The sequence below is a fragment of the Planctobacterium marinum genome (assembly GCF_020687805.1).
Classification (GTDB): domain Bacteria; phylum Pseudomonadota; class Gammaproteobacteria; order Enterobacterales; family Alteromonadaceae; genus Planctobacterium; species Planctobacterium marinum.
The window spans coordinates 375,436-396,436 of record NZ_JAJEWQ010000003.1; the positions used below are offsets into that span (position 1 = coordinate 375,436).

Genomic DNA, 21,001 nt, shown 5'->3' on the forward strand with positions numbered 1-21,001 from the left:
GATTGCTAACTGTTGAGGAAGTCTCGGATAGTGGCGAGAAATTTAGCAGAAGCCGGCTCTCTGCCGAGCAGCAAATGACCATTGCTTTCCAACCCGACAAACTCAGCATTGGGAATAGAAGCAGCCAATTCTCGGCCAACTTCGACTGGGATTCTCCGGTCTCCCATGGAATGGATCACCAGTGTCGGCACCGTGATTTTAGACAATTGTTGCAGCACATTTATGCGGCTGAATACCTCCAGAAATCTGACTGCATTTTGAGGTGATGTGGTTAACCGTTGAAAGTCATTAAACCAGGTTAGCTCATCAGGTGTTGCGTCGGGCATAAAGGTGGAACTAAAGATGTGTCGATAAGCAGAGTTGTCCTGCCCCCACCCCACTTCTGTCAGCGTCATCACTGCTTCCCGCTCCCGCACTATTGCCTCTGTTGCATTGTGTCGCCAGCCTGCGGCGTATCCACCGAACAAGATCAGGTGGGACACTTTATCCGGATTGCGCACGGCATAATCAATCGAAACCGCCGCGCCCTGAGAAATTCCCAGCAGGGCAAACTTTTCATCGCAGGCGGATGCAACAACCGTTTCGAGATCCGTCACAAAAGACGTAAATGAGATGTCATCAACTTCCCAGTCGGACAACCCATTGCCGCGTTCATCATAGCGGATAAACCGAAAATCTTTCGCCAGCTCCCGGTACAAGGGACTCCAGATAGGCGCATCCCAGTCGTATTCCAGGTGGCTCAGCCAGTTGGCAGCTTTGACTATGGGTTTTCCTTTGCCAATACTGGCATACGCTAATCGCACGCCGTCGTATGCTCTGCAAAACTGGATACGTTGACGAAACAACAGTTCCCTGTCGCTGGGTTCGGGCAGGGTGGGAATATCTGCGACTTCAGATTGCGCCACTGGCTGCCCGGAAGCGGCAAACTGTGTGCGGGCTTCTGAGGACCAGCCAATACCCGCATTCATAAATCGCTTCTTAAACTCCCGCGTCAGACTGGCAACTTCAACAGGGAAATTCATCAATTCCAGCAACGTTACAAGGCTGGTCGCAGCTTTGGGGTTAAACGGGTCGGCTTTTTCCCATTCTCTGGCCCATTGTAACCTCTCCAGATAGGACAGCTCGCCACTATCGACCAGCCGGGAAAGCACTTTTGCTCGCGTTTTAAGCCATTCGTTGCGCTCGGCCACTAACCACTTTTGGTAAAGTGCCTGATCTGGCAAATCTAACCCACTGAGTAGCGGCAAATCGAATTTATCAGCCAATGCTTTAAGCGAATCAACCGTCAGTGATTGCTTGTCCGCAGCTTCACGGAGTCGCTTAATATCCAGATCGATATCAGCGACATCGAGGCGTACCCGTTCCCGGTCTGCTTTGAGGTATTCTGTCTCGAAATTGACCACCGACCTTAGTTTGCTGAGCGACCATCTTAATGCTCCGCGCGGATCGCTGGGAGATTCCCAGAAGATTTCACACAGACGATCCCGGCGATGTGGACGGGCGGTGATGGCCAGAAATGCCAGCAGCGCGCGCGTGCGCTTAGACGTCGGCAATGGCATAGCCTGTCCATTTTGAAGAACTTTAAGCTCGCCTAAAACACTCATGGAGATGCTCATAATTACGCCTTATTTACCCTTTTATTCCTAAACAACCGTCCATTAATGGTCACGAAAGCCATGACAAACTCTGGCACATCTTAATCAATTAATGCCTGATTCAACAGTGATTCTTGAGCAGTTTAGATCAAAGTAAGGGGGTGCCACAGTCAGTGCCGGACATCAGACAGCGGCCTGCTTTGTCGGCTCATTGAGATGAAAAAGATAATAGTGTCACGATAATGTGCGCCTATGCTTCACGGCATTCGCCTACAGTTAATGCCGCACTTTCAGGCTCATTATTACGCTTTACGTGCCCCCGCCAGTGCGGGGGCGATTAACCGCCAGTTCAGCGTCAGAATCGATATTCCAGCGCACCCATGATTTGATTTTGACTGACATCGGCTTGCTGGTCAGGGAACTGTAAACGGCTTGCGCGAAACCCGTCCAGATAGAGATATTCAGCACCTACTTGCCAGGCATCATTAATTTTGTATTTGTAACTCAATGTGATCCCATTGCCGTGCCCGTCATTGTCATCCGAGCTGATGTGATCGATATCTTTGGTTTCAAATTTGTCGAGCCGTAATGACACCCGATGTTGCTCCTGGGTGTAGTTCAGTAACAGGTAATATGCGGCAAAGTCGATGTTTAATTTACCATTCCACATTTCGCTATTGCCCACCATGGATTGAGCGATGAGACGCCACGACTTGTTAAATCGGTACTGCCAGGCGAGGCTGTGATAACGGGTGTCCCATGCGAACTGACCGCCATCAGCCCTGGGGGCATGAATGTCGCCATTATTGTCATAATAAAAATAGCGAAGCCGGCTTTTGCCGCGATAATTCCACTCACCACCGACATAGAAGCCGATGCGACCGTCAATTTCTCTGCTGGGTTCTGCCCAGGCTGCTTGTGCGGCAAGTTCCCCTTCTGGTCCAAGCGAGGGATACCTGTCAAAGAAGATAATCTCGTTGAGTACACTTTGTTTATTGTGTATTGCCCAGCCGCGCCAACCAAGCATAGAACCCAGGGTGTCATTTCCCTTGTACAATGCCCCGGTAACACTGAATTTGTGCGCAGAGCCTTGATTAACGATATCCAGTTTAGCTTCAATACCACCGGTGCGTTGTTCCTCAGCGATCCAGCTGTTGATGGCTGAAAAGCTATAAGTATAGGGCGAAAGCCAGCCCATATCGGTGTTTTCAAACGACATTTCCGGATAAAAAACGCCCACTTTAAAGGTCGGTCGGTAGGTTGCTGACCATATGGGCTTGTACTTCAGATACAATTGACTGGTGCCAAATCCGGCGTCCTGCTCAGTCTGGTAATGCACTACGCTGTGTAAACTTGTATAGCTGTTGATATCGTAGGATAAAGCGGCCAAAGCCTGCCCCAATTCCAGGCTGTCATCCTCGTCGTATCGGGTCTGCCCGGTTTGTCGTTGCAACCAACTTTGAGTTCCTTCACTGTGCACCAGGTTGAGCTGAAGCAATGCTTCGAAGTTGAAAGCGGCACCAGCCTGATGTGACATACCACAACACAACGCCGTCAATAGCAGCGATGGACACCTAAATACTTTTTTTGCTTGATTTGATAAAGTCATTAGTAAGTTCCCAGGTCATCAATATCGAAATCATCGGCTTCGATAAGGGTTGTTTCAAGCTGTATTGCGTTGTGCTCCTGCAGCGCAATTTCCCGCTCTGTAATTTCACCATCGTGCAACAGAGGATGCCAAAGTTTAACGGATTTTACGCCACTGTGCAGACCATCAAGCGTTGCGTTGCCATTTTCATCAGTGAGTGCAAAAAACGGCGAATCCACCACAAAAATATAGCCCAACATCCAGTCATGCACGTTACAGCCGAGTTTTACAATACCGGCGTTTTCAAAGACCACAGGTGTCTGGTCATCGCCGCGATAAATCTTCTTTTCAAACTGTTTCGCCTCTGAAAATGAATAAACGTGATGGGCAATGTCGTCCTCATTTGGAAAGACCACAGGTGTGCCTTGCTGCACCGCCAGGATGTGAGGCGTGAACTGCTTGTCCCGTTGCGACATTTTGGCCTGTTGCAGGGTTACCGGTTTCGCGGTCTGATTATCACCAGGCAGCATCACCAGCACATTTTTAAGGGGTTTGTCATTGGCGTCCTTTACGGTAATTTGCACTGCATAAATCTGAGAAGATAAACTAAGCAGTATCCCGGATAAAATAAATTTAAAATAAATCAATGTGTTAACCTCACTCTGTTTTGAACTGATTTAGCAAATGCTGAAGACTCAATGCATTATTTTTCAACATTTGCATTTTTTCGCTGACCTCTGACGACAAGGTTTTTGCGTCATCTGCCAGCGACTTAAGACCACTAACCCTGGTTGTTGTGGTAACCACAATCTGCTGCTGCTCTTTGACTTGCAGGGATACCGATTGATTGGCAACCAGTTGTTCTTCACTGGCGTCATTGATGTGCGACATTAAGCGGCGAATGTTGGTGGCTCGCTCGCTTAACTGACGGGAGTGTTCCAGGCTTTGCACCATGACACAATCAGCATGACGCGATGCTTCAAGTAGCATTTGCAAATTTTTGCCAATATCCTGGGTCAGCTTTTGAGTTACCTTCGACAGGTTTCTCACCTCCCCTGCCACCACCGCAAATCCCCGCCCGTGTTGCTGCGCCCGGGCCGCTTCAATGGCGGCATTAAGAGACAATAAATTGGTTTGTTCAGCAATCTCGTTGATAGCACCGGTCACTTGTTCAATATCTTTGGTACAGCCCGACAAAGCCTTGATAGCAGAGGCGATACGCTCTACTTCCTGGCTCATGTTGCCGATAGTTTCGCTGGCCAGTATCAGAGAATCGTCAGCGTCATTGACTAAGACACGGGCCTGCTCTGCAAGGGTGAGCGCAGTATTCGTGCTTGTTTGGATGCACTCAATAGAGTTAACCATCATTACCATGTCATTGTTGACCCGTTCGCTGTTAGAAGTTGTATCATCAGCATTTGACTGAGACGCCTGCATGCTGCTCATAACATTTGCACAGCTGATATTGACCTGCTGCAAGGTGCCCTTGATGTCACTGATTAAGGCACTTTGATTTTTACAAAACCGGTTAAATGCCAACGCCAGATCCGTAAATTCACTGTCCCCCTGAACAGGTAACCGGGTGGTGAGATCTCCCTGTCCGGAGGCAATGACGTCAAATTGCTTTTTCAACTTATTGATGGGAGCAACAATGGAACGGGAGAGCAAAAAGCAAACCAGGATCACCATGCCCGTTGAAAGTACGGCAATGCCTGAAATGGCCAGTTGGAGGTTGCGTTGACTGTGTTCCGAGTCAGTTACAACCTGCCTGGCACCTGTGTTGATTTGTTGAATCAGACCGCTCATCGTGTCTTTTAACAGGGCAAATTCGAAGTTGGCGTCTTTCATGGTGAGCTCAAGTGCCTGACGACGACTTTCACGACTATTTTGCTCGCGCAGTAAAAACACCCTGAAAGAGATCTCACTCCACTTGTGCAAAGCGTTTTCCGCAGCCTGGATCAGATCCTCATCGACATCATCTAGTTGCAATGCTCTCACGTCATTCAATAACCTGATTGCAGAGGCAATATTGGTTTCATGATAGGTTTTAAGGCCAGAAAAAAGCGGTTTAGCCGGGTCAACAAGGATAATAGTGCGCTCTGTAGATATCGCCCGGTTAAGGTTAGCTTCCGCCGATAAAACTGCCTGAACGGCAACCAGGTATTTTTTTGAGATAGTGTCGATGCTATTACCCATGATTGCTGTGCTGAAATACAGCGCGGCAATGTTTCCCAGCACTACTGACGTCACCATGCAGGATATAAACAGGATTTGATGACGAATTTTCATGGAAAGGCGCTCCTCGCAACTAACATCAAGCTTTCCCGTGAACTTATGCCTGATTGCTGTGTAACCAGATAAAACTGAAATTTCACTGAGGTTAGAGTACCCCCGTGGATCTTTTCGTGGTAATTAGCGTTGTATTTTGATTGATTTACTTGCCACTCGTCGGATGAGCAGCAGGTCAACATAGAAAATCCCGTAGGCGAAACTACGCACTCATCACAGGAAGCAAATCAGGCGGCTGTGAGTTCATTGAGCGTATTGCCCCATAAATTCTGATGACGGGAATAAGCAAAGTACTCATAGGGCAACCAAAAACTGGGGATTAGACTGCTAACCATCATTCGTCGCGAAGCATCAAAGTACAACAGAGCCAGTATTTCTCGTAATCGTTTTTCCGGCACTCTTTCTAACTTCTTTCGGGCAAACCGGAAATACAGGTTGTTCTCTTTAGCAATGATCATATCTTGCCCAACGGCGGAGTATGTCAGGTTGCGGGTGACGGCCCGACAGCGCGGATGCTTTGGTGAAGCCGGATACAGGCTGGTCACAATGGCGAATTCATACCGGTCCTGGTCCTTTTCTTCCCCACATTTCGGAATATAAGCGATGCCATAGCCAGGCGGAAAGTACCCCAGGATGGTTTCCAGACTTGTCACGGCATCTTTTCCGACTAATCCACGCCTGGCTCGATCGCAAATGACACGGGTAATTTTGGGAATGTTGTCATAGTGGCAGGCCGGAGACATCAATAAGTTGGTATACATTTGCGGCAAACGCAACAAATCCCCAACTGTACCGGGTTTAAATGCCGCACAATGTAATAACGTTCGGATGAATTTGAATTTTTCTTTGTTTTCTTCGGCCTGTTGATGTTGTTTACGACACAATCTGTTTAGTGGTTGGTTGCCCGCTTCAATCCCCTCAGAGAGATAATTCAGGGTAAAACCATACGCTTCCTGGTCTATGCGCACTGTCATTTTTCTGCGTTTTGTTGGGCACAAGTCAGTCTCTTGCTCCAGTGCCTTGTTCAGTGCCCTTATTTCCGGGTGAATGGTCCCCACTTCCTGCAGTAACGAAGCCATGATCATCGGTATCTGAATATGGGTTTTAAAGGGACAGGTTGCATCAACAATGTCATCATTGTCATTGTTATCGCTGTATGTTTTGGGCCCTTCTATTCGTTGCTCAGCGTATTTCAGAACATAGCTATTTTTAATCAATCCCTGGCTGAGCATATGATCTAACAGCAATATACTTAACGTTGCGCGATACAAATGTCGCCCGGCCTGAAACATTGGCTTGTCTCTTTCCCAGCGACTTAACAACAAAATAGTACTCATTAGACGGGCACACTTTTGCTGCCGGCGCTCCGGACTTGCGGCCCCGACCAGGGTATAAATCTCCTCGCATACGGCACACCATTCTGCATAGTTATCTTGCAGTTTTTCTTCGAGTTTTTCTTTTAAGAAATTGCGATGATATGGGCCATAAGGATTGCCTCTGGCTAAATTATCAGCACCCAGATTTGATTGTTTATTCTGGGTTGCCTGATGCTCTATTTGATGAGATTCAAATAATAAAGAAGCGTGTTTGTATAGCGAACTTTGCTTTCCGGAATATTGCTCTATTCGCGCGGCCAGTGACTTTACGGCCTGAGTAAAGTAGTTTTCACTCATCTTGTGTTTGCTCATGCTTGTTCCTTCATGCTTAACCGGAGCTGTTTGGGAGCGTGAATATACAGACGGTTCGTGTGAATGAGCGTGTGAAACAACGTTGTTTTTTGCCAGTTTTTAACAGACACTCTCGGTATTCATGGGCAGACACACTGCCCCCTTGTCTCCAAAACACCGGCGATGATAATTTATCGCTGTGAATACAAATTCAGGATAGGTTATGACACTGCTATCAGCGTTCGCCTTATTTGGCGCTTTGGTAATCCTGGCCGTTATTCCCGGCCCGGGAATTTTTGCTGTTGTCGCCCGCACCCTTGCTTCCGGGTATCGTCATGGCGTTGTGGCATCAATAGGTATCGTTGTCGGGGATTTTGTGTTTATTACTTTAGCCCTGCTCGGTCTGGCGGCCCTGTCTGAAGTGACGGGAACCTTTTTTACCCTGGTAAAATACCTGGGTGCAGCTTACCTTTTCTGGCTGGGTGTCTCCCTGATTCTGGTACAAAACAAACGCACCAGGGTGACGCCGGTTGCATCCTCCCGATACGGATTGAGCTTTGCCGCCGGACTGTTTACCACGCTGGGCAACCCCAAGGCCATTTTGTTTTATCTGAGCTTTTTCCCGGCTTTTGTGGATCTTGCCGACATTACACTTATCGAGACGGCCGCATTGTATGTCATCGCGGCTATCGCCGTTGGGGGTGTGATGCTGTGCTATGTATTGGCGACCCACAAAGCCCAGGCATCATTGTCATCAGCCTCTGACAAACCCTTTTTGCGCTTCGGGGCCGGGTCTTTGTTGCTGGGCAGTGGCTTTTGGGTTGCCATGAAAGGCTAAATCATTCACACACTGATTATAAAGGAACATCGCTTATGCCATACGTAAATGTACAAATCACAAAAGGAGCCAGCAGAGCTCAAAAAGCTGAACTGGTGAAAGATATCACTGCGTCGCTGAACCGGGTGTTGGGCAAAAAGCCAGAATACACCCACGTGGTTATTCAGGAAATTGACGAGCAGGACTGGGGTTATGCCGGTATGCTCACCGATGACTGGAAAAAGACTCAAACTGATTAATCCTTGATGCAACACAACTATAACGCAGCCCCCAGGAGAGCGCTTTTGCACTGTTTAAAATCAATAATCACAGTTATTACGCTGTTTGTCACCGGCACCTGTTACGCTACACATTTAGAGGGTGTTTGGGAGCTGGAGTCCGGTGAATACCGGGATCACAAGGGTAAACTGGTGGCCTATAGTGAACTCAACCTCAAGGCCATCAAAATCATAAATCAACAGCACTTTAGCTTTGTTACCCTGTCTGGAGAAACGTTTTGGGGATCGGGAACGGGCACCTTTGAAGATACTGGCACTCAGTACATTGAAACACCGATTTTTACCTCTTACCAGGCTCCTAAAGGCCAACAATATGTTTTCGATTACGAACTGGAAGGTGACTACTGGCGCACATCACGATGGGAAGACGCAGTGCGGGTAGAATACGAAGTCTGGCGGAAAAAACAATGACACCTGAACAAAAACAACACATTATTGACACAAGTTGGGAGCTGCATGAAGCAGTAGAAAAAGCCTACCTTGAGCATCAAGCCAAAAAAGGCGATGCCAGTTGGCCTGAAAAACAGCGCTTGTTACTGGCAGATATGGCTCTGCATTTGCTGCAAACGGCAATGTCACCGCAAGCGTTATCGCAGGATAAACTGAGAAACAACTTGCACGCCATCATGACGATTTCCGACCAGTATTTACCTTCAGCGCAATTAGCAAAGGCCACTGAAAGGCTCTATCTCCCAAATGAACAATAGCATTACAGGTAAGCGCATCAGGTGACAACTAAAAGCAAGCCGATTTCCATGGCGAATGCCGAACACTATCGCTGGGGTGACGTATGTGATGGGTGGCATCTGGTAAAAACCCAACAGCTCAGTGTGATTCAGGAACGCGTCCCACCGGGCGCTGGTGAGCAGCGTCACTTCCATCGACATGCAGAACAATTCTTTTTTGTAGTGTCGGGCATTGCAACCCTGGAAGTAGATAACACCGTGTATACCCTCGCCCCCCAACAGGGTATGCATATCAGCGCCGGAATTCCGCACCAACTCAGCAATCAACAGGATGAAGCACTGATTTTTACAGTCACGTCTACCCCGCCAAGTCATGGTGATCGCTTTCCTGCTAAACCTGCTAATAAGTAGTAAATTGTGAACCAGCTATCATTTTTGCCACTTGTTTAAAACGCCACTGGCGTTAACATTGTTGCCATCTTCTCAGGAATTCAAGAAGGGAAAGCGATGGAGTGCTTTACGCAAGGATGCGGACGTTTACTTCAGATTAAAAGCGCACCGTCTGAAATCGGGCATTTGGAGTAATAACCTGAATTTCCTCAATCTCTTCTGTAACAACTTCAATCTGATCTTGATCTACCGTTTTAATGCGCAGTACTTCCTGTCGTTTATCTGATAGCAAAACATCCTCTGCAAGACCTGAGTGGCTGGCGCCCTTTTTGGTTACAACCTTGACGTTATAATGAAACATGCAAATGATTTCCAGATAGTCGTGTAAATCGCATTTCAACATGATTAAATTCCTTTGATTGCTTCGCGTCTCAATGAAAGACCGGACAACAACGGCAAAAATAACAGCATAAGACATTGTTCTTCTGACAAGAATAGCGCTAACATTAGCCTATTATTGACTAAATTAATGCCCCAATCGTGAGACTTGTTGTTGTTCTGCTAAGTGGACTACTGGCCCTGTCCATTGCGTTAAACGTATATTTCTTTGCACAACTCACTCTGGGCGATTTTAGTCAGGAGCAGAGTGAATTTAAAACTCAACGCGCTGATCTGTCCGCGCCCCGAAGCGTACCGCAAACCATTAACGAGCCTTCACCATTGGAAATTGCATTCAGCGAATTTGATTTTGATACTGTCCTGTCCCTGTATGAAACGTTAGCGCAGACGTCTCCCGAGCAGGCTGAGCAAATCAAACAGCAATGGTTTGAACGTATCCATTCGGCGATTAGGCAGTCACAATCCAGTGAATCTACGCACCCCTACAGCCTGTTTATTCAGGATTACCTCAAACTTTGGCCCTATGACAGCGAGTTTCTGTATCTGGAAATTCTCAACAACCAACACAACGAAGCCCCGACTGATCTGCTGGTAAGCCTTTATACCCTGCTCCAGAGCGATATCAATGAACACCTTGAGGCGCTTATCGCCGGTAAGATTAAGCAAGACCTGAATGCCATGATGACTCAGCTTGCCGAAGTAGGCGCCTGGGATATTTTAGCCACATCGCTGGAAACCCTGATGGCCTATGATCAGAACAACCGTGAAATTCTGGTTAACCTTGCCTATGCCTATGCGCAATCAGGACAATTTAGTTTAATGGAAAACGTTCTGTCCTATTTACCTCAACAAGATGCAGAAATAGCCCGGTTGCGACAATTCAGAGACAAGCAATTAGCCAAAGAAGAAGTGGCCAGCACCACTGACAGCGGCATCGCTTTGGATAAGATTGGAGACCACTACCTGGTTCGCACACTCATTCAGGACCGGTTCGAAGCCGTATTGATGATAGATACCGGCGCATCGACCACGGTGATCAGTCGGGAATTGTTTCGCGCGATAAATCACAGCCTGGATACAGAGTACCTTGGCAGGTATTCAGTAAATACTGCCAATGGCCGGGTGCGGGCTCCGGTTTACCGTTTCAAAAGCTTGAGTATCGAAGGCAATCGGGTTAGCAACATTGCAATGGTGGTGCTGCCGCTGGAAGAGTTGCAAGCCGATGGCTTGTTAGGCATGAATTTTTTACGGGCGTTTCGGTTTTTAATCGACCAGGATGAAAACAGCCTGCATCTGTTTGCCCGCTCTTCTTAGCCGGGCGCTGTTGACCTGCGCATATCCGCTGACTTTACCAGCCCTAATAACAATGCTCCGAACACCGATGCGGCGGCAGCGATGAAAAAAGTCAGCCCGGCGCCAGTGCCTTGTTGCCACAAGTGACCAGCCAGGTAACTGCCTAAAGAACCGCCGAGCCCAAAAGACACACTGACATAAATCGCCTGGCCACGGCTTTTTTGGTTCTCACCAAAATGATGATGAATAAACTGCATGGCAGCGGCATGTGCCAATCCAAAACTAAAGGCATGAATACACTGACTTAACAGTAAAATAACCGGTTGGTCTGCGAACAGCGCCAGCGCCCACCAGCGCAATCCGGTGATCAACAGACAAAAAATCAGGGTGTATTTAACCCCCATGCGATTGATCAGTTTACCGGCCAACAAAAAGATGATGACTTCAGCAGCAACCCCTAACGATACCAGCCAGCCAATTTGCTGTGCGTCATAGCCCATATCCCGCATATACAGCGCAAAAAATCCATAGTATGGCGCAAAGCTCAATTGCAATAACACGGAGGCGACAATAAAGATGACAAACGCAGGGTGCAGAGCAGCCTGCCAGATGGAGCGGGTAACCTGTTCCGATACTAAGGTGCTTTTACCGTCCCGGATAAGCAGGCTCATCACAAACAACCCTGTCAGTATTACTGTATTCAGTAACAGTATGCTTTCTGAGCCACTGTGATCTACGAAGATGCCGGCCACAATTGAGGCAACAATAAATCCGACGCTGCCCCACAGGCGAATATTACTGTAGCGCTTCGCATCTCCTTCCACGGCGTTTAAGGTGATGGTTTCCATTTGCGGTGCGATGGCTGTCCAGAACATCATCACTAATCCAAAAGCTAAACTTATGCCCCAGAAATCCTGTACCTTAAACAACAACAAGTAACTCAGCAGCGTTATCAGGCAGCCCGCCTGCATCACTCGCAGGGTTTGCCCGGATTTATCAGCAATAATAGCCCACAGATTGGGCCCCAAAATACGCACAAACGTGATTACGGCAATGAGCTCGCCAATTTGCACAGAAGTAAAACCACGACCATCGAGAAATACACCGAGAAAGGGAACTGTGACGCCAAAATAGCCGAAATAACAAAAGTAAGTCAGAGCCAACAACAGCAAATTTTGCCCTGTGGCTCTGGTGGCTGAGTGCGCTGACGGTGGATTATTCAGATGCCTGTCCTGGTATTGCAGGCGTGGAGCAGTGCACATGGGCATTTTGCGCGCGATGGCGCAACAGATGATCCATCAGCACCAGTGCCAACATGGCCTCTGCAATAGGAACAGCTCTGATACCTACACACGGATCGTGGCGCCCCTTTGTGATAACTTCTGCACTTTGCCCCTGAACATCAATCGTTTCACCAGGTACGCTGATGCTGGAGGTCGGTTTTAGTGCCATATGAGCGACGATGTCCTGACCGGTGGAAATGCCACCTAACACGCCACCGGAACGATTCGAGGTAAAGCCTTTGGGTGTCAAAGTGTCGCGATGCTCGCTGCCTTTTTGCGTCACTACGTCAAACCCGTCACCGATTTCGACGCCTTTAACTGCGTTAATGCCCATCAATGCATGGGCAATTTCTGCGTCAATGCGATCGAATACCGGCTCACCCAGCCCGACCGGCACGTTACTGGCCACAACGGACACCTTAGCACCAACGGAATCACCTTCTTTTTTCAGATCCCGCATGTAACTGTCCAGCGCTTCCAGCTTGCTGGCATCAGGACAGAAAAACGGATTATCGTTGATAATTTCTTTGTCAACTGAGTCTATTTTAACCGGCCCTAACTGCGACAAATAACCATAGATTTCAATATTGTGTACCTGCCTGAGGTACTTTTTGGCAATACCACCGGCAGCCACTCTGACCGCAGTCTCGCGGGCTGATGAACGCCCACCCCCACGGTAATCCCGGGCACCGTATTTGTGCTGATAGGTGTAATCAGCGTGGCCAGGTCGGAAAATATCTTTGATTTTGGAATAATCTTTTGAGCGCTGATCGGTATTTTTTATCAGTAAGCCAATGGATGTCCCGGTGGTTTTACCTTCAAAAACGCCAGACAGGATCTGCACTTCATCTTCTTCTCGACGCGCCGTTGTATATCGGGATGTACCGGGTTTGCGACGATCCAGATCGGGCTGTAAATCAGCTTCACTGAGTTCCAGGCCAGGAGGGCAACCATCCACTACTCCGCCAATGGCTATGCCGTGACTTTCGCCAAAAGTACTGACTGTAAATAATTTTCCAAAGGTATTTCCCGACATTATTCGCTCTTTTCTCCGTTATTCCAGGCTTCTAAACTTGCTTTGTTAATGGCAAAAATTCCGTCTCCCCCTTGCTCCAGGTTAACCCAATGCAAAGGTAAATCAGGATAGACTGCGGGAATATGTACCAGAGAATTACCCACTTCGACAAATAACCAACCGTTATGACTTAGGTGTTGTCCAGCAGTTTTAAGGATGTTGTCCACCAAATCCAGACCAAAATTACCCGCGGCCAGGCCCAATTCTGGTTCGTGATGGAACTCTTCCGGTAGATCTGACATATCTTCAGCGTCTACGTAGGGAGGATTACAAATAATTAAGTCGTATTCCTGTCCTTGCAGGTTGCTGAACAAATCCGACTGAATAGGAAAAACGCGTTCACTCAGCTGATGTTCCTGAATGTTGATCTCCGCGACTTCCAGCGCATCTTCGCTGATGTCCACGGCGTCTACAGATGCCTCAGGGAACACATAGGCCGCTGCGATTGCGATACAGGCGCTACCGGTACACATATCCAGAATGTTTTGCGGTGCAGTTTCGTACCAGGAACTAAACCCATTTGCTAACAATTCGGCAAACGGTGAGCGAGGTACCAGTACCCGTTCATCAACGTAAAACGGTAGTCCGGCAAACCAGGCCTGATGCGTCAGATAGGCCAAAGGGATGCGCTTTTCAATACGGATCTTGACCAGGTCCATTACCTGTAATTTCTCAGAGGCCGTTAAACGGGCATTAAAGAAGTCATGATGCAAAGGTTGCGGCAACTGTAAAACCTGCGCAATCAGGCTCAGAGACTCATCCCAGGCGTTATCAGTACCATGACCAAAATAAATGTTGGCCAGATTGAATTGGGTCATCGTCCAGCGGGCAAAATCCAAAACGGTTTTCAGATCCTGTTGAACTTCATTAATGTGCTGCTCTGTTAATTGATATTCGCCTGACACATCTACTCCCCGTCGCTATTGGAAAAACCTGAAGTTTACCCCAGTTTCACTGAGAAGCCGAAGTTAATTGCACAACCGACACCAAAAATCCGCTTGATTTTGGTAAACTAGCGAAACTATTAACAAGCAAACCCCATTAAGCTGACAGCAATGCATAAACCCGGCAAAAAAACCGATAACGATGACTGGCAATTATTCCAGCAGGCGGTACAAGGCATTGCGCCATTAGCCCAGGACAAAGTGGTTCATCAGACCAAACCAACGCCCGTTAGCCGCGCTAAACAAAAACAACAGCGTAGTAGCCTGGAACAGCGTCGGGTGCGGGCCAGTTTTCAATTTTCCGACGGCTATGAAGCCTGGTTTGATCCCGCCCAACCGGTTAAGTTCTCCCGCTCTAAAACCTTATCCGGTGAGGTAAAGCGACTACGTCGCGGCGAATATCCGCCGGATCTGACTCTGGATTTACACGGTTACAATAAAGAAGATGCCAAATGGGAGATTGCCGAATTTATTCACACCGCTAAAAAATATCATCATTATTGTGTGTGTATCGTACATGGCATAGGCAGTCGGGTGTTAAAGCAGCAAATACCCAACTGGTTAGTGCAACACCCGGATGTATTGGGGTTTCACCAGGCGCCACTGGAATGGGGCGGTAAAGGCGCTCTGTTAATTTTACTGGATGTTCAGGATCAGGAATCCGGTGAGTGGCGGTCCAGATAATAGAGTTTGGCTTTGCACTAATGCGCTTTTTAACCTGCCTGCAGGCCGTTAATGAATTATTTTGGTAAGTCGAAATTTATTTCGATACAGAAATCTCAATCAACCACTATCATTTGATTACAATCATTGTCGGGGCGCCGACGGCGCCTTAAGAATCCCCCGCAGCCCCTGACGCGCAAAAACATAAACTCCGGGGTCAGCACTTCTGACAATTTTCGACTTAACCGAAGCCCAAAAATAGTCAGTCTGGCTTTAACTTGATATTTACGAACCTGGTTTCAAAACATTATGCTCAAGATATAAGCATTCATGCTCTCACACCAATTTGTATCCCCACCCTAACGATTAAAAAATGCCAAAGAACCAGCCGCTGTTTAATTCCTCTTCACAACTCTTAAGTTGTTTTGCATAGCGCAACGAACGTGCTTTAACCTTCTTTGAGACATCCACCAACCAGGCTTTTTTCAGATAGGATTTGCGTTTATATCCCCCCCATCCTTCGTGGTAATTAAGATATTGGGCATACGCATCCCACTTGGATATACCGTTGATTTTATATGTTTTACTGATAAACCAACCCATGAAATCAATGGCGTCTTCAAAATCATCACGGTCTGCGCCGGAGTTGCCTGTTTCGCGAATATAGTCAGCCCAGGTGGGCGTTTTTGCCTGTGAATAGCCGTACGCAGAGCTGACCCTGCCCCATGGGATCAACCCAAAAAAGACATAGTCGCGGGGCGGCCGGGCATCATCCCGAAAAGAACTCTCCTGATACATCATGGCCATGGGAACGTGAATGGGTACGCCCCACTTTTCCTTCATGTCGACGGCGGCGTCATACCAGTCGTCTTTCTCTTCGAAGATCTTACACAGGTCATTTTTGTTTTTCGGCGGTGTTGTGCTGCACGCCACACACAAAAGTGTAATCAGGAACACAATAAAATTTTTTTTAATTTTTTTTGCATCTTTCAGGAACTTTTTGCTCACTTACGACGTCCTAATTCATGTGTGTTCTAGTTATTGTGTTTTCCCTGGAAGTAACTTACGCCTGACCTTGCTGTCAGGCGTTTTTTTTTGCGTTTAGTTCCGGAAAATATCCTCTGTATCCGTTATACACCAAACTGTTGCTGCATAAAGGTATCAAAATCCACCTTGTCATTGGCTTCTATTTTGGCACGCGCCTGATCCGATAACACCGCCTGCTGACGGAAAAACTCATCGTCATGAACCTTATACGGTGTATCTTTCAGGGTCTGTTTATGTTGCTGTGCCAGATGTATGGCTAAATCACCATTATCCATTTTATCGTCTCTGAGCAGGGTCAGAATGCGCCCCGATAACGTCAGATCTGGCTCCAGAATCTTTTCCATTTCTGCCGCTAAAGCCTGGGTATAATCTTTACAACGGTTAACGCTATCCAGTAACTCGGCGATTGGTTGCATCTCAGCTACCAGTTGTTTCGCCCAGTCACGTAATAACACAGGCTGACCTTCACGGCTCAGGGTCGCTTGTGGACTACGCCCGGTTTCCACGGCCACTTTAATATTCGCTTCAGACTCCTCGAAATCACCGTCCGCAAACGGCGCACTGGGTCGCAATAAACAATGCAATAAGAACACGTCTAAAAAGTGCAATTGTTGCGCTTCAACACCAACCGGAGAGAAGGGATTGACGTCTAACGCTCTCACTTCAATATAACTGATACCGCGGTCCCGCAGGGCATCTGTTGGTTTTTCCAAACTGCGCGTGGGCTGCTTCGGCCGGATAGGTGAATAAAGCTCATTTTCTATCTGCAAGACATTGCTGTTCAATTGCTGAAACTTGCCGTTCAGTTTGCCACTGAATTTTTCAAATTTCGCAGAGGGAGTTTGAATAGCTTTGCGCAATGAGGCGACATATTCATCCAGTTCGTTATAACAAATCTGTAAGCCCGACTGGGCGTTGTTGGTATAACCCAGATCACTCATACGCAGCGATGTCGCTCCTTTGAGATACACTGAGCCTTTGCCAATTTGCTCAAACGGCAATGCTGAATGCTTACCGGCTAAAAACGATCCACACAGTGCCGGCGAGGAACCATACAAATAAGGGATCAACCAGCAAATACGACGATAATTGCGCACCATCCCAAGGTACGCCGCAGAAATATTTTCCTGAGTACAGCTTTGCCCCATGGCTTCAGACAGATAGGGGGTCCAGAAATGACAAGGCATAGAAAAATTAAAATGAACCCCGGCAATGGCCTGCATCATGCTACCGTAGCGATTTTTCAGTCCCTGACGATAAAGTGTCTTCATTCGCCCGACATTGGATTCGCCGTAGTAGGCAAGACGAATTTCATCTTCGTTTTTGATAAAGCAAGGCATACTCATAGGCCAGAGCATTTCATCACCAATGTTCTGTACTACAAACTTATGGATGTCTTGCAATTGCTCCAGGGTTTTATAGGTATCGCGTTCCGGTGGCGTGATAAATTCCATTAACGATTCTGAAAAATCCGTTGTAATGAAATGGTGGGTTAACGCCGAGCCCAATGTTGCAGGGTGATCACTGGTGGCAAGAGTGCCATCAGCATTGATGCGCAGACTCTCGCGTTCAATACCATGCTGAATATCTCTCAACGTGGATGCTACATGCGGCTGCTGTAAAATTGTTAACCGTTTAAAAAATGCTTTATCTGTGCTCTGCAAAACCAGTTCCTATAATCTCACCGCGTATCATTGCGGCTTTTCTACGGCAAACCTGATATGCGGAGCATATCGGTTATTTCAAGGGCTTACCAGGGCCTGTTATTCATTGCCCGGCACATTTCGTTATAAAACAGAAACGTCACTGGCAGCGCAATGCCACAGGCCAGGGCATCAGTTCCACCCCAATTCAAGGATATGTATACCCGTAATTAAATTTCCAGATGTATGATTTTTCTGTTTCGGGTTTTGGCCCACTGCGTAATTTGTTCGCCCAGAGTGGCGACATCAGCCACCAGCACCACCTGCATACTATCGCTGTCCAGATGTTTATCTGCAAGAGCATTGAGTTCCTGCAAAGAGATACTGGCGATAATGTTATTTTGCTGATCAGGGTAAGATTTATCCAGTCCATACACCGACATATGTCGTAAAAAACCCGCCTTGCTGCCCGGAGTTTCATACTTTAACGCGTCGCCCTGGGTATAGGCACGACGCATGAATTGCAATTCGGACCCGGTCATCCCGTTGAGTCGATACGTGTCGATTTCGGCAAACAATTCCTCCAGTGCCGCGACTGTGTGTTCCTTGTTAATTGCCCCCCCGGCCTTAAACTGGCCAAGAGTTTTACCTCCGGCAAAAGCGCTGCGGACGCCGTAGGTGTAACCCTTATCTTCTCTGAGGTTCAGATTAATACGACTGTTAAACATGCCTCCCAGCGGAAAGTTCATCAGGTTAGTTTTAAAGTGTTCGCCTGTGGCATCATAGGCCAGGAACGGCTTAACAATGGACACAATTGATTGTGCCGCGTCAGGATCATTGACCAGATAAACCGCTTTGTCCTGTAATCCTGGGAAAGGCTCATAATCCGGAATTTGATAAGGCTCAGTGCGCCACCCGGCCAAAAACTGCAAACTCGCTAACAAAGACTTTTTCGCCAGGCTGCCTACCGCAACCACACTGGCCATGTGGCCATTGTAATATTGCTGGTAAAACTGCTGCACATCCGCCAGTGTAATATTGCTGATGGTAGTAACTGTGCCACTGTCGGGCAAACTAATGCGATTATTTTCACCGTAAAGTACTTTCGAAACCGCTTTGGCAGCCAGCGTTTCGGGATTTTTATCTGCCTGCTGCAAAGACTGTATTAAGCGTGCCTGAAGACGCAGAAAATCATCTTCGTTAAAGGCCGGACGAAAAAGCTTTTCCTCCAGCAATGCCAGCGTTGCCGGGACGTTTTCCTGCAAGCTATTAACCACTACAGAAGTAAACCGGCCACCCGCTGAAAAGCTGATACTACTGCCCAGTTTTGCTAATTCATTGGCCATATCTTCGTTACTGAAGTTTTGCGCCGCTTCTGACATCATCATCGCGGTAACACTGGCCAGCCCGGCTTTATCAATTGGGTCCAAAAGCGGGCCACCTTCCAGATTGAGTACCAGGGTCAGCGTAGGTGTTTCATGCGATTCATGCGCCATCAGACTGATGCCGTTGGCCAGCGTGGTTTGCCAGAAATCTGGTACCTTAACAGCGGGATTTGGGCCAGGTCGCGGCACAATAGCGCGGTCAAAGTCATCCTTGGGGGCTTTGGCTGCACTAAATTCAGAGGCAGACGGTTGGGCAATTTCCCGGGCTCCGGGTTCAAACGATGGCACACTGGCCTGCATTGCAATTTGCCCACGGGGAACAATACTTAAAATCACACTGGCTTTATTTTTCAGATACTGCCGATATACCCGCATCACATCTTCTTCAGTTACCTGACTATATCGCTCCAGATCGTATGCCACCATGTCAGGCTCATTCTCAAAGATCTGATTGGACGCCAGAGTGCTGACTTTACCAGCGACACTTTGCAACCCGAACACAGTGCCGGATTTGATGGCGGCTTTAGTGCGCTGCAGATCGTCCTGACTGACACCGCGCTGCTCAAACTCCAGTAAAGTGTCCTGCATGATCTTTTGCAATTCAGCTAACGACGCCACGCGTTGTGGGTTAGGTAAGGCAATCAATTCAAATTCACAGGCCAGTTCCCGACATGGGTGCCCTACCCCGGCATGTACAGCCCAACCGCCTTTAACCAGATTTTTGTAAAACAGCGAGGTTTTACCGCCCCCCAGAATATCTGACAGCACATCCAATGGGGCTTCATCTTCATGGCGCACATGCACAGTGGGAAAGGTCATTTGTAATAGTGGCAAGTGCACATCGTCTTCAATGGTTACATAGCGTTCTTCCTGCAATGTCACCGGCATCTTAGGGAGCTTTTCCACTTCCTGCCCACGGGGAATACTGCCAAAGTATTTACTGACCCAACTCAGAACCTGCGCTTCATCTATGTCGCCACCAATGCTCAAAACCGCATTATTGGGGCCATACCAACGCTGAAAGAAAGCTTTTAGATCATTCACATCAACGCGATTCAGATCTTCGATGTAACCAATCACAGGCCAATTGTAAGGATGCTGCGCGGGATAAAGTGCCTCGGCTATTTTTTCCGAGCGCAACCCATAAGGCTGGTTATCCACCCGTTGAGCCCGTTCATTTTTAACTGTTTCACGCTGTACTTCGAATTTTTGTTGGGTAACGGCGTTTAGCAAAAATCCCATGCGGTCTGCTTCTAACCAGAGTACCTTTTCCAGTTGATTAGCCGGCACTGTTTGATAGTAATTGGTGCGATCGGAATTGGTGGTGCCATTCATATCACCACCGGCTTCGGTGATCAGCTCAAAGTGTTGTTCATCCGCAACGTTTTCCGACCCCTGAAACATCATATGTTCGAAGAAATGAGCAAAACCGGACTTTCCTGGCGCTTCCCGTGAAGACCCCACATGATAGGTGACATCCACATGAACCAACGGATCTGAAGCGTCCTGATGCAACAATACAATTAAGCCATTATCAAGCTGGAATTTCTTGTAGGGAATGCGGTAATCCCCTGAAACCTCGCTGTTGTCTGCGAGCAATGAGATGCCGGCGGGTATGGCATCTTGCGGGGCTTGTTGTGAACGGTAAGAGCCTGCGTGTTGACAGGCTGCCAGAAACAGTACAGTTAGTACCAATAACGGGGTGTATTTCAACGACATTCATCAATCCTTATATTTACTACTGCTAATAATGACATCTGTCACGGTAGCTGAGAACCGCCAATATGTAACATTCTCTGCGTTTAGGCGTCGACAATAATCTCACCGGGTTCAATATGGATGGCGTGGCAATGCCGGTTTGCGGTGCAGCAAACAACTAAACAGGTTGCAATTTTCGTCACAAAGCTCAAAAATGACGAAATTGGACAGCACGGATTT

Annotated in this window: 19 protein-coding genes; 7 read left to right on the plus strand and 12 right to left on the minus strand. The window is 47.7% G+C overall.

The window, feature by feature from the left end:
- Window positions 1–5 precede the first annotated feature (5 nt).
- The 5 genes from LJ740_RS11455 to LJ740_RS11475 form a co-directional block, all read right to left on the minus strand.
- Window positions 6–1,616, minus strand: a complete 1,611-nt coding sequence (locus LJ740_RS11455) for an alpha/beta hydrolase (protein WP_229529228.1) — start codon at window positions 1,614–1,616, stop codon at window positions 6–8.
- A gap of 334 nt (window positions 1,617–1,950) precedes the next feature.
- Complete coding sequence (locus LJ740_RS11460; RefSeq protein ID WP_229529229.1) at window positions 1,951–3,204, minus strand: porin family protein; 1,254 nt, start codon at window positions 3,202–3,204, stop codon at window positions 1,951–1,953.
- Window positions 3,204–3,830, minus strand: coding sequence for a methylamine utilization protein (locus LJ740_RS11465; RefSeq protein WP_229529230.1), 627 nt, complete (start codon window positions 3,828–3,830; stop codon window positions 3,204–3,206). Before LJ740_RS11465 ends, LJ740_RS11460 begins: the two co-directional genes overlap by 1 nt.
- 10 nt (window positions 3,831–3,840) lie before the next feature.
- Window positions 3,841–5,472, minus strand: a complete 1,632-nt coding sequence (locus tag LJ740_RS11470) for a methyl-accepting chemotaxis protein (protein ID WP_229529231.1) — start codon at window positions 5,470–5,472, stop codon at window positions 3,841–3,843.
- A gap of 227 nt (window positions 5,473–5,699) precedes the next feature.
- A complete protein-coding gene (locus LJ740_RS11475; protein WP_229529232.1) occupies window positions 5,700–7,160 on the minus strand; it encodes a hypothetical protein in 1,461 nt (486 codons plus the stop codon).
- A gap of 202 nt (window positions 7,161–7,362) precedes the next feature.
- On the opposite strand from LJ740_RS11475, the gene LJ740_RS11480 reads away from it, so the two are divergent.
- The 5 genes from LJ740_RS11480 to LJ740_RS11500 are packed head-to-tail and all read left to right on the plus strand — an operon-like array spanning window position 7,363 to window position 9,352.
- The gene (locus LJ740_RS11480; protein WP_229529233.1) at window positions 7,363–7,977 is read left to right on the plus strand and encodes a LysE family translocator; all 615 of its coding nucleotides are present in this window, start codon (window positions 7,363–7,365) and stop codon (window positions 7,975–7,977) included.
- A 35-nt stretch (window positions 7,978–8,012) separates the two neighbouring features.
- On the plus strand, window positions 8,013–8,216 hold the full coding sequence (locus tag LJ740_RS11485) for a tautomerase family protein (protein ID WP_229529234.1): 204 nt from the start codon (window positions 8,013–8,015) through the stop codon (window positions 8,214–8,216).
- 45 nt (window positions 8,217–8,261) lie between these two features.
- The gene (locus LJ740_RS11490) at window positions 8,262–8,666 is read left to right on the plus strand and encodes a hypothetical protein (RefSeq protein WP_229529235.1); all 405 of its coding nucleotides are present in this window, start codon (window positions 8,262–8,264) and stop codon (window positions 8,664–8,666) included.
- The gene (locus LJ740_RS11495) at window positions 8,663–8,962 is read left to right on the plus strand and encodes a hypothetical protein (protein WP_229529236.1); all 300 of its coding nucleotides are present in this window, start codon (window positions 8,663–8,665) and stop codon (window positions 8,960–8,962) included. Before LJ740_RS11490 ends, LJ740_RS11495 begins: the two co-directional genes overlap by 4 nt.
- Before the next feature lie 21 nt (window positions 8,963–8,983).
- Window positions 8,984–9,352, plus strand: a complete 369-nt coding sequence (locus LJ740_RS11500) for a cupin domain-containing protein (protein WP_229529237.1) — start codon at window positions 8,984–8,986, stop codon at window positions 9,350–9,352.
- A gap of 136 nt (window positions 9,353–9,488) precedes the next feature.
- Here LJ740_RS11500 and LJ740_RS11505 read toward each other — a convergent pair whose 3' ends face one another.
- A complete protein-coding gene (locus LJ740_RS11505; protein ID WP_229529238.1) occupies window positions 9,489–9,734 on the minus strand; it encodes a Rho-binding antiterminator in 246 nt (81 codons plus the stop codon).
- 137 nt (window positions 9,735–9,871) lie between these two features.
- Between LJ740_RS11505 and LJ740_RS23295 the strand changes: the two genes are divergently transcribed.
- Window positions 9,872–11,044, plus strand: coding sequence for a retropepsin-like aspartic protease family protein (locus tag LJ740_RS23295; protein ID WP_229529239.1), 1,173 nt, complete (start codon window positions 9,872–9,874; stop codon window positions 11,042–11,044).
- Here LJ740_RS23295 and LJ740_RS11515 read toward each other — a convergent pair.
- From LJ740_RS11515 to prmB, 3 genes are read right to left on the minus strand one after another with little or no spacing between them, the layout of a single operon-like run.
- Window positions 11,041–12,285, minus strand: coding sequence for an MFS transporter (locus tag LJ740_RS11515; RefSeq protein ID WP_229529240.1), 1,245 nt, complete (start codon window positions 12,283–12,285; stop codon window positions 11,041–11,043). The two genes, LJ740_RS23295 and LJ740_RS11515, sit on opposite strands and share 4 nt — an antisense overlap.
- Window positions 12,239–13,342 (minus strand): chorismate synthase, encoded by a 1,104-nt coding sequence (aroC, locus tag LJ740_RS11520; protein WP_229529241.1) that lies wholly within the window; start codon window positions 13,340–13,342, stop codon window positions 12,239–12,241. The genes LJ740_RS11515 and aroC overlap by 47 nt, the downstream gene beginning before the upstream one ends.
- On the minus strand, window positions 13,342–14,286 hold the full coding sequence (gene prmB, locus LJ740_RS11525) for a 50S ribosomal protein L3 N(5)-glutamine methyltransferase (protein WP_229529242.1): 945 nt from the start codon (window positions 14,284–14,286) through the stop codon (window positions 13,342–13,344). The genes aroC and prmB overlap by 1 nt, the downstream gene beginning before the upstream one ends.
- 150 nt (window positions 14,287–14,436) lie before the next feature.
- Between prmB and smrB the strand changes: the two genes are divergently transcribed.
- Window positions 14,437–15,009 (plus strand): endonuclease SmrB, encoded by a 573-nt coding sequence (gene smrB, locus LJ740_RS11530; protein ID WP_229529243.1) that lies wholly within the window; start codon window positions 14,437–14,439, stop codon window positions 15,007–15,009.
- A 345-nt stretch (window positions 15,010–15,354) separates the two neighbouring features.
- On the opposite strand, the gene LJ740_RS11535 is transcribed toward smrB, so the two are convergent.
- The 3 genes from LJ740_RS11535 to LJ740_RS11545 all read right to left on the minus strand — a co-directional run bounded on the left by LJ740_RS11535 (window position 15,355) and on the right by LJ740_RS11545 (window position 20,782).
- Window positions 15,355–15,963: a transglycosylase SLT domain-containing protein gene (locus tag LJ740_RS11535; protein WP_229529639.1), complete on the minus strand. Its 609-nt coding sequence runs from the start codon at window positions 15,961–15,963 to the stop codon at window positions 15,355–15,357.
- A gap of 155 nt (window positions 15,964–16,118) precedes the next feature.
- A complete protein-coding gene (gene gshA, locus LJ740_RS11540) occupies window positions 16,119–17,699 on the minus strand; it encodes a glutamate--cysteine ligase (RefSeq protein WP_229529244.1) in 1,581 nt (526 codons plus the stop codon).
- A gap of 209 nt (window positions 17,700–17,908) precedes the next feature.
- Window positions 17,909–20,782 carry a M16 family metallopeptidase gene (locus tag LJ740_RS11545; RefSeq protein ID WP_229529245.1) on the minus strand — a complete coding sequence of 958 codons (2,874 nt, stop codon included), beginning with the start codon at window positions 20,780–20,782 and terminating at the stop codon, window positions 17,909–17,911.
- Window positions 20,783–21,001 lie beyond the last annotated feature (219 nt).

Coding starts and splice junctions, on each gene's coding strand:
- LJ740_RS11455 (WP_229529228.1), bottom strand. CDS start 1,616: ATGAGCATCTCCATGAGTGTTTTAGGCGAGCTTAAAGTTCTTCAAAAT.
- LJ740_RS11460 (WP_229529229.1), bottom strand. CDS start 3,204: ATGACTTTATCAAATCAAGCAAAAAAAGTATTTAGGTGTCCATCGCTG.
- LJ740_RS11470 (WP_229529231.1), bottom strand. CDS start 5,472: ATGAAAATTCGTCATCAAATCCTGTTTATATCCTGCATGGTGACGTCA.
- LJ740_RS11475 (WP_229529232.1), bottom strand. CDS start 7,160: ATGAGCAAACACAAGATGAGTGAAAACTACTTTACTCAGGCCGTAAAG.
- LJ740_RS11480 (WP_229529233.1), top strand. CDS start 7,363: ATGACACTGCTATCAGCGTTCGCCTTATTTGGCGCTTTGGTAATCCTG.
- LJ740_RS11485 (WP_229529234.1), top strand. CDS start 8,013: ATGCCATACGTAAATGTACAAATCACAAAAGGAGCCAGCAGAGCTCAA.
- LJ740_RS11495 (WP_229529236.1), top strand. CDS start 8,663: ATGACACCTGAACAAAAACAACACATTATTGACACAAGTTGGGAGCTG.
- LJ740_RS11505 (WP_229529238.1), bottom strand. CDS start 9,734: ATGTTGAAATGCGATTTACACGACTATCTGGAAATCATTTGCATGTTT.
- LJ740_RS11515 (WP_229529240.1), bottom strand. CDS start 12,285: ATGTGCACTGCTCCACGCCTGCAATACCAGGACAGGCATCTGAATAAT.
- aroC (WP_229529241.1), bottom strand. CDS start 13,342: ATGTCGGGAAATACCTTTGGAAAATTATTTACAGTCAGTACTTTTGGC.
- smrB (WP_229529243.1), top strand. CDS start 14,437: ATGCATAAACCCGGCAAAAAAACCGATAACGATGACTGGCAATTATTC.
- LJ740_RS11545 (WP_229529245.1), bottom strand. CDS start 20,782: ATGTCGTTGAAATACACCCCGTTATTGGTACTAACTGTACTGTTTCTG.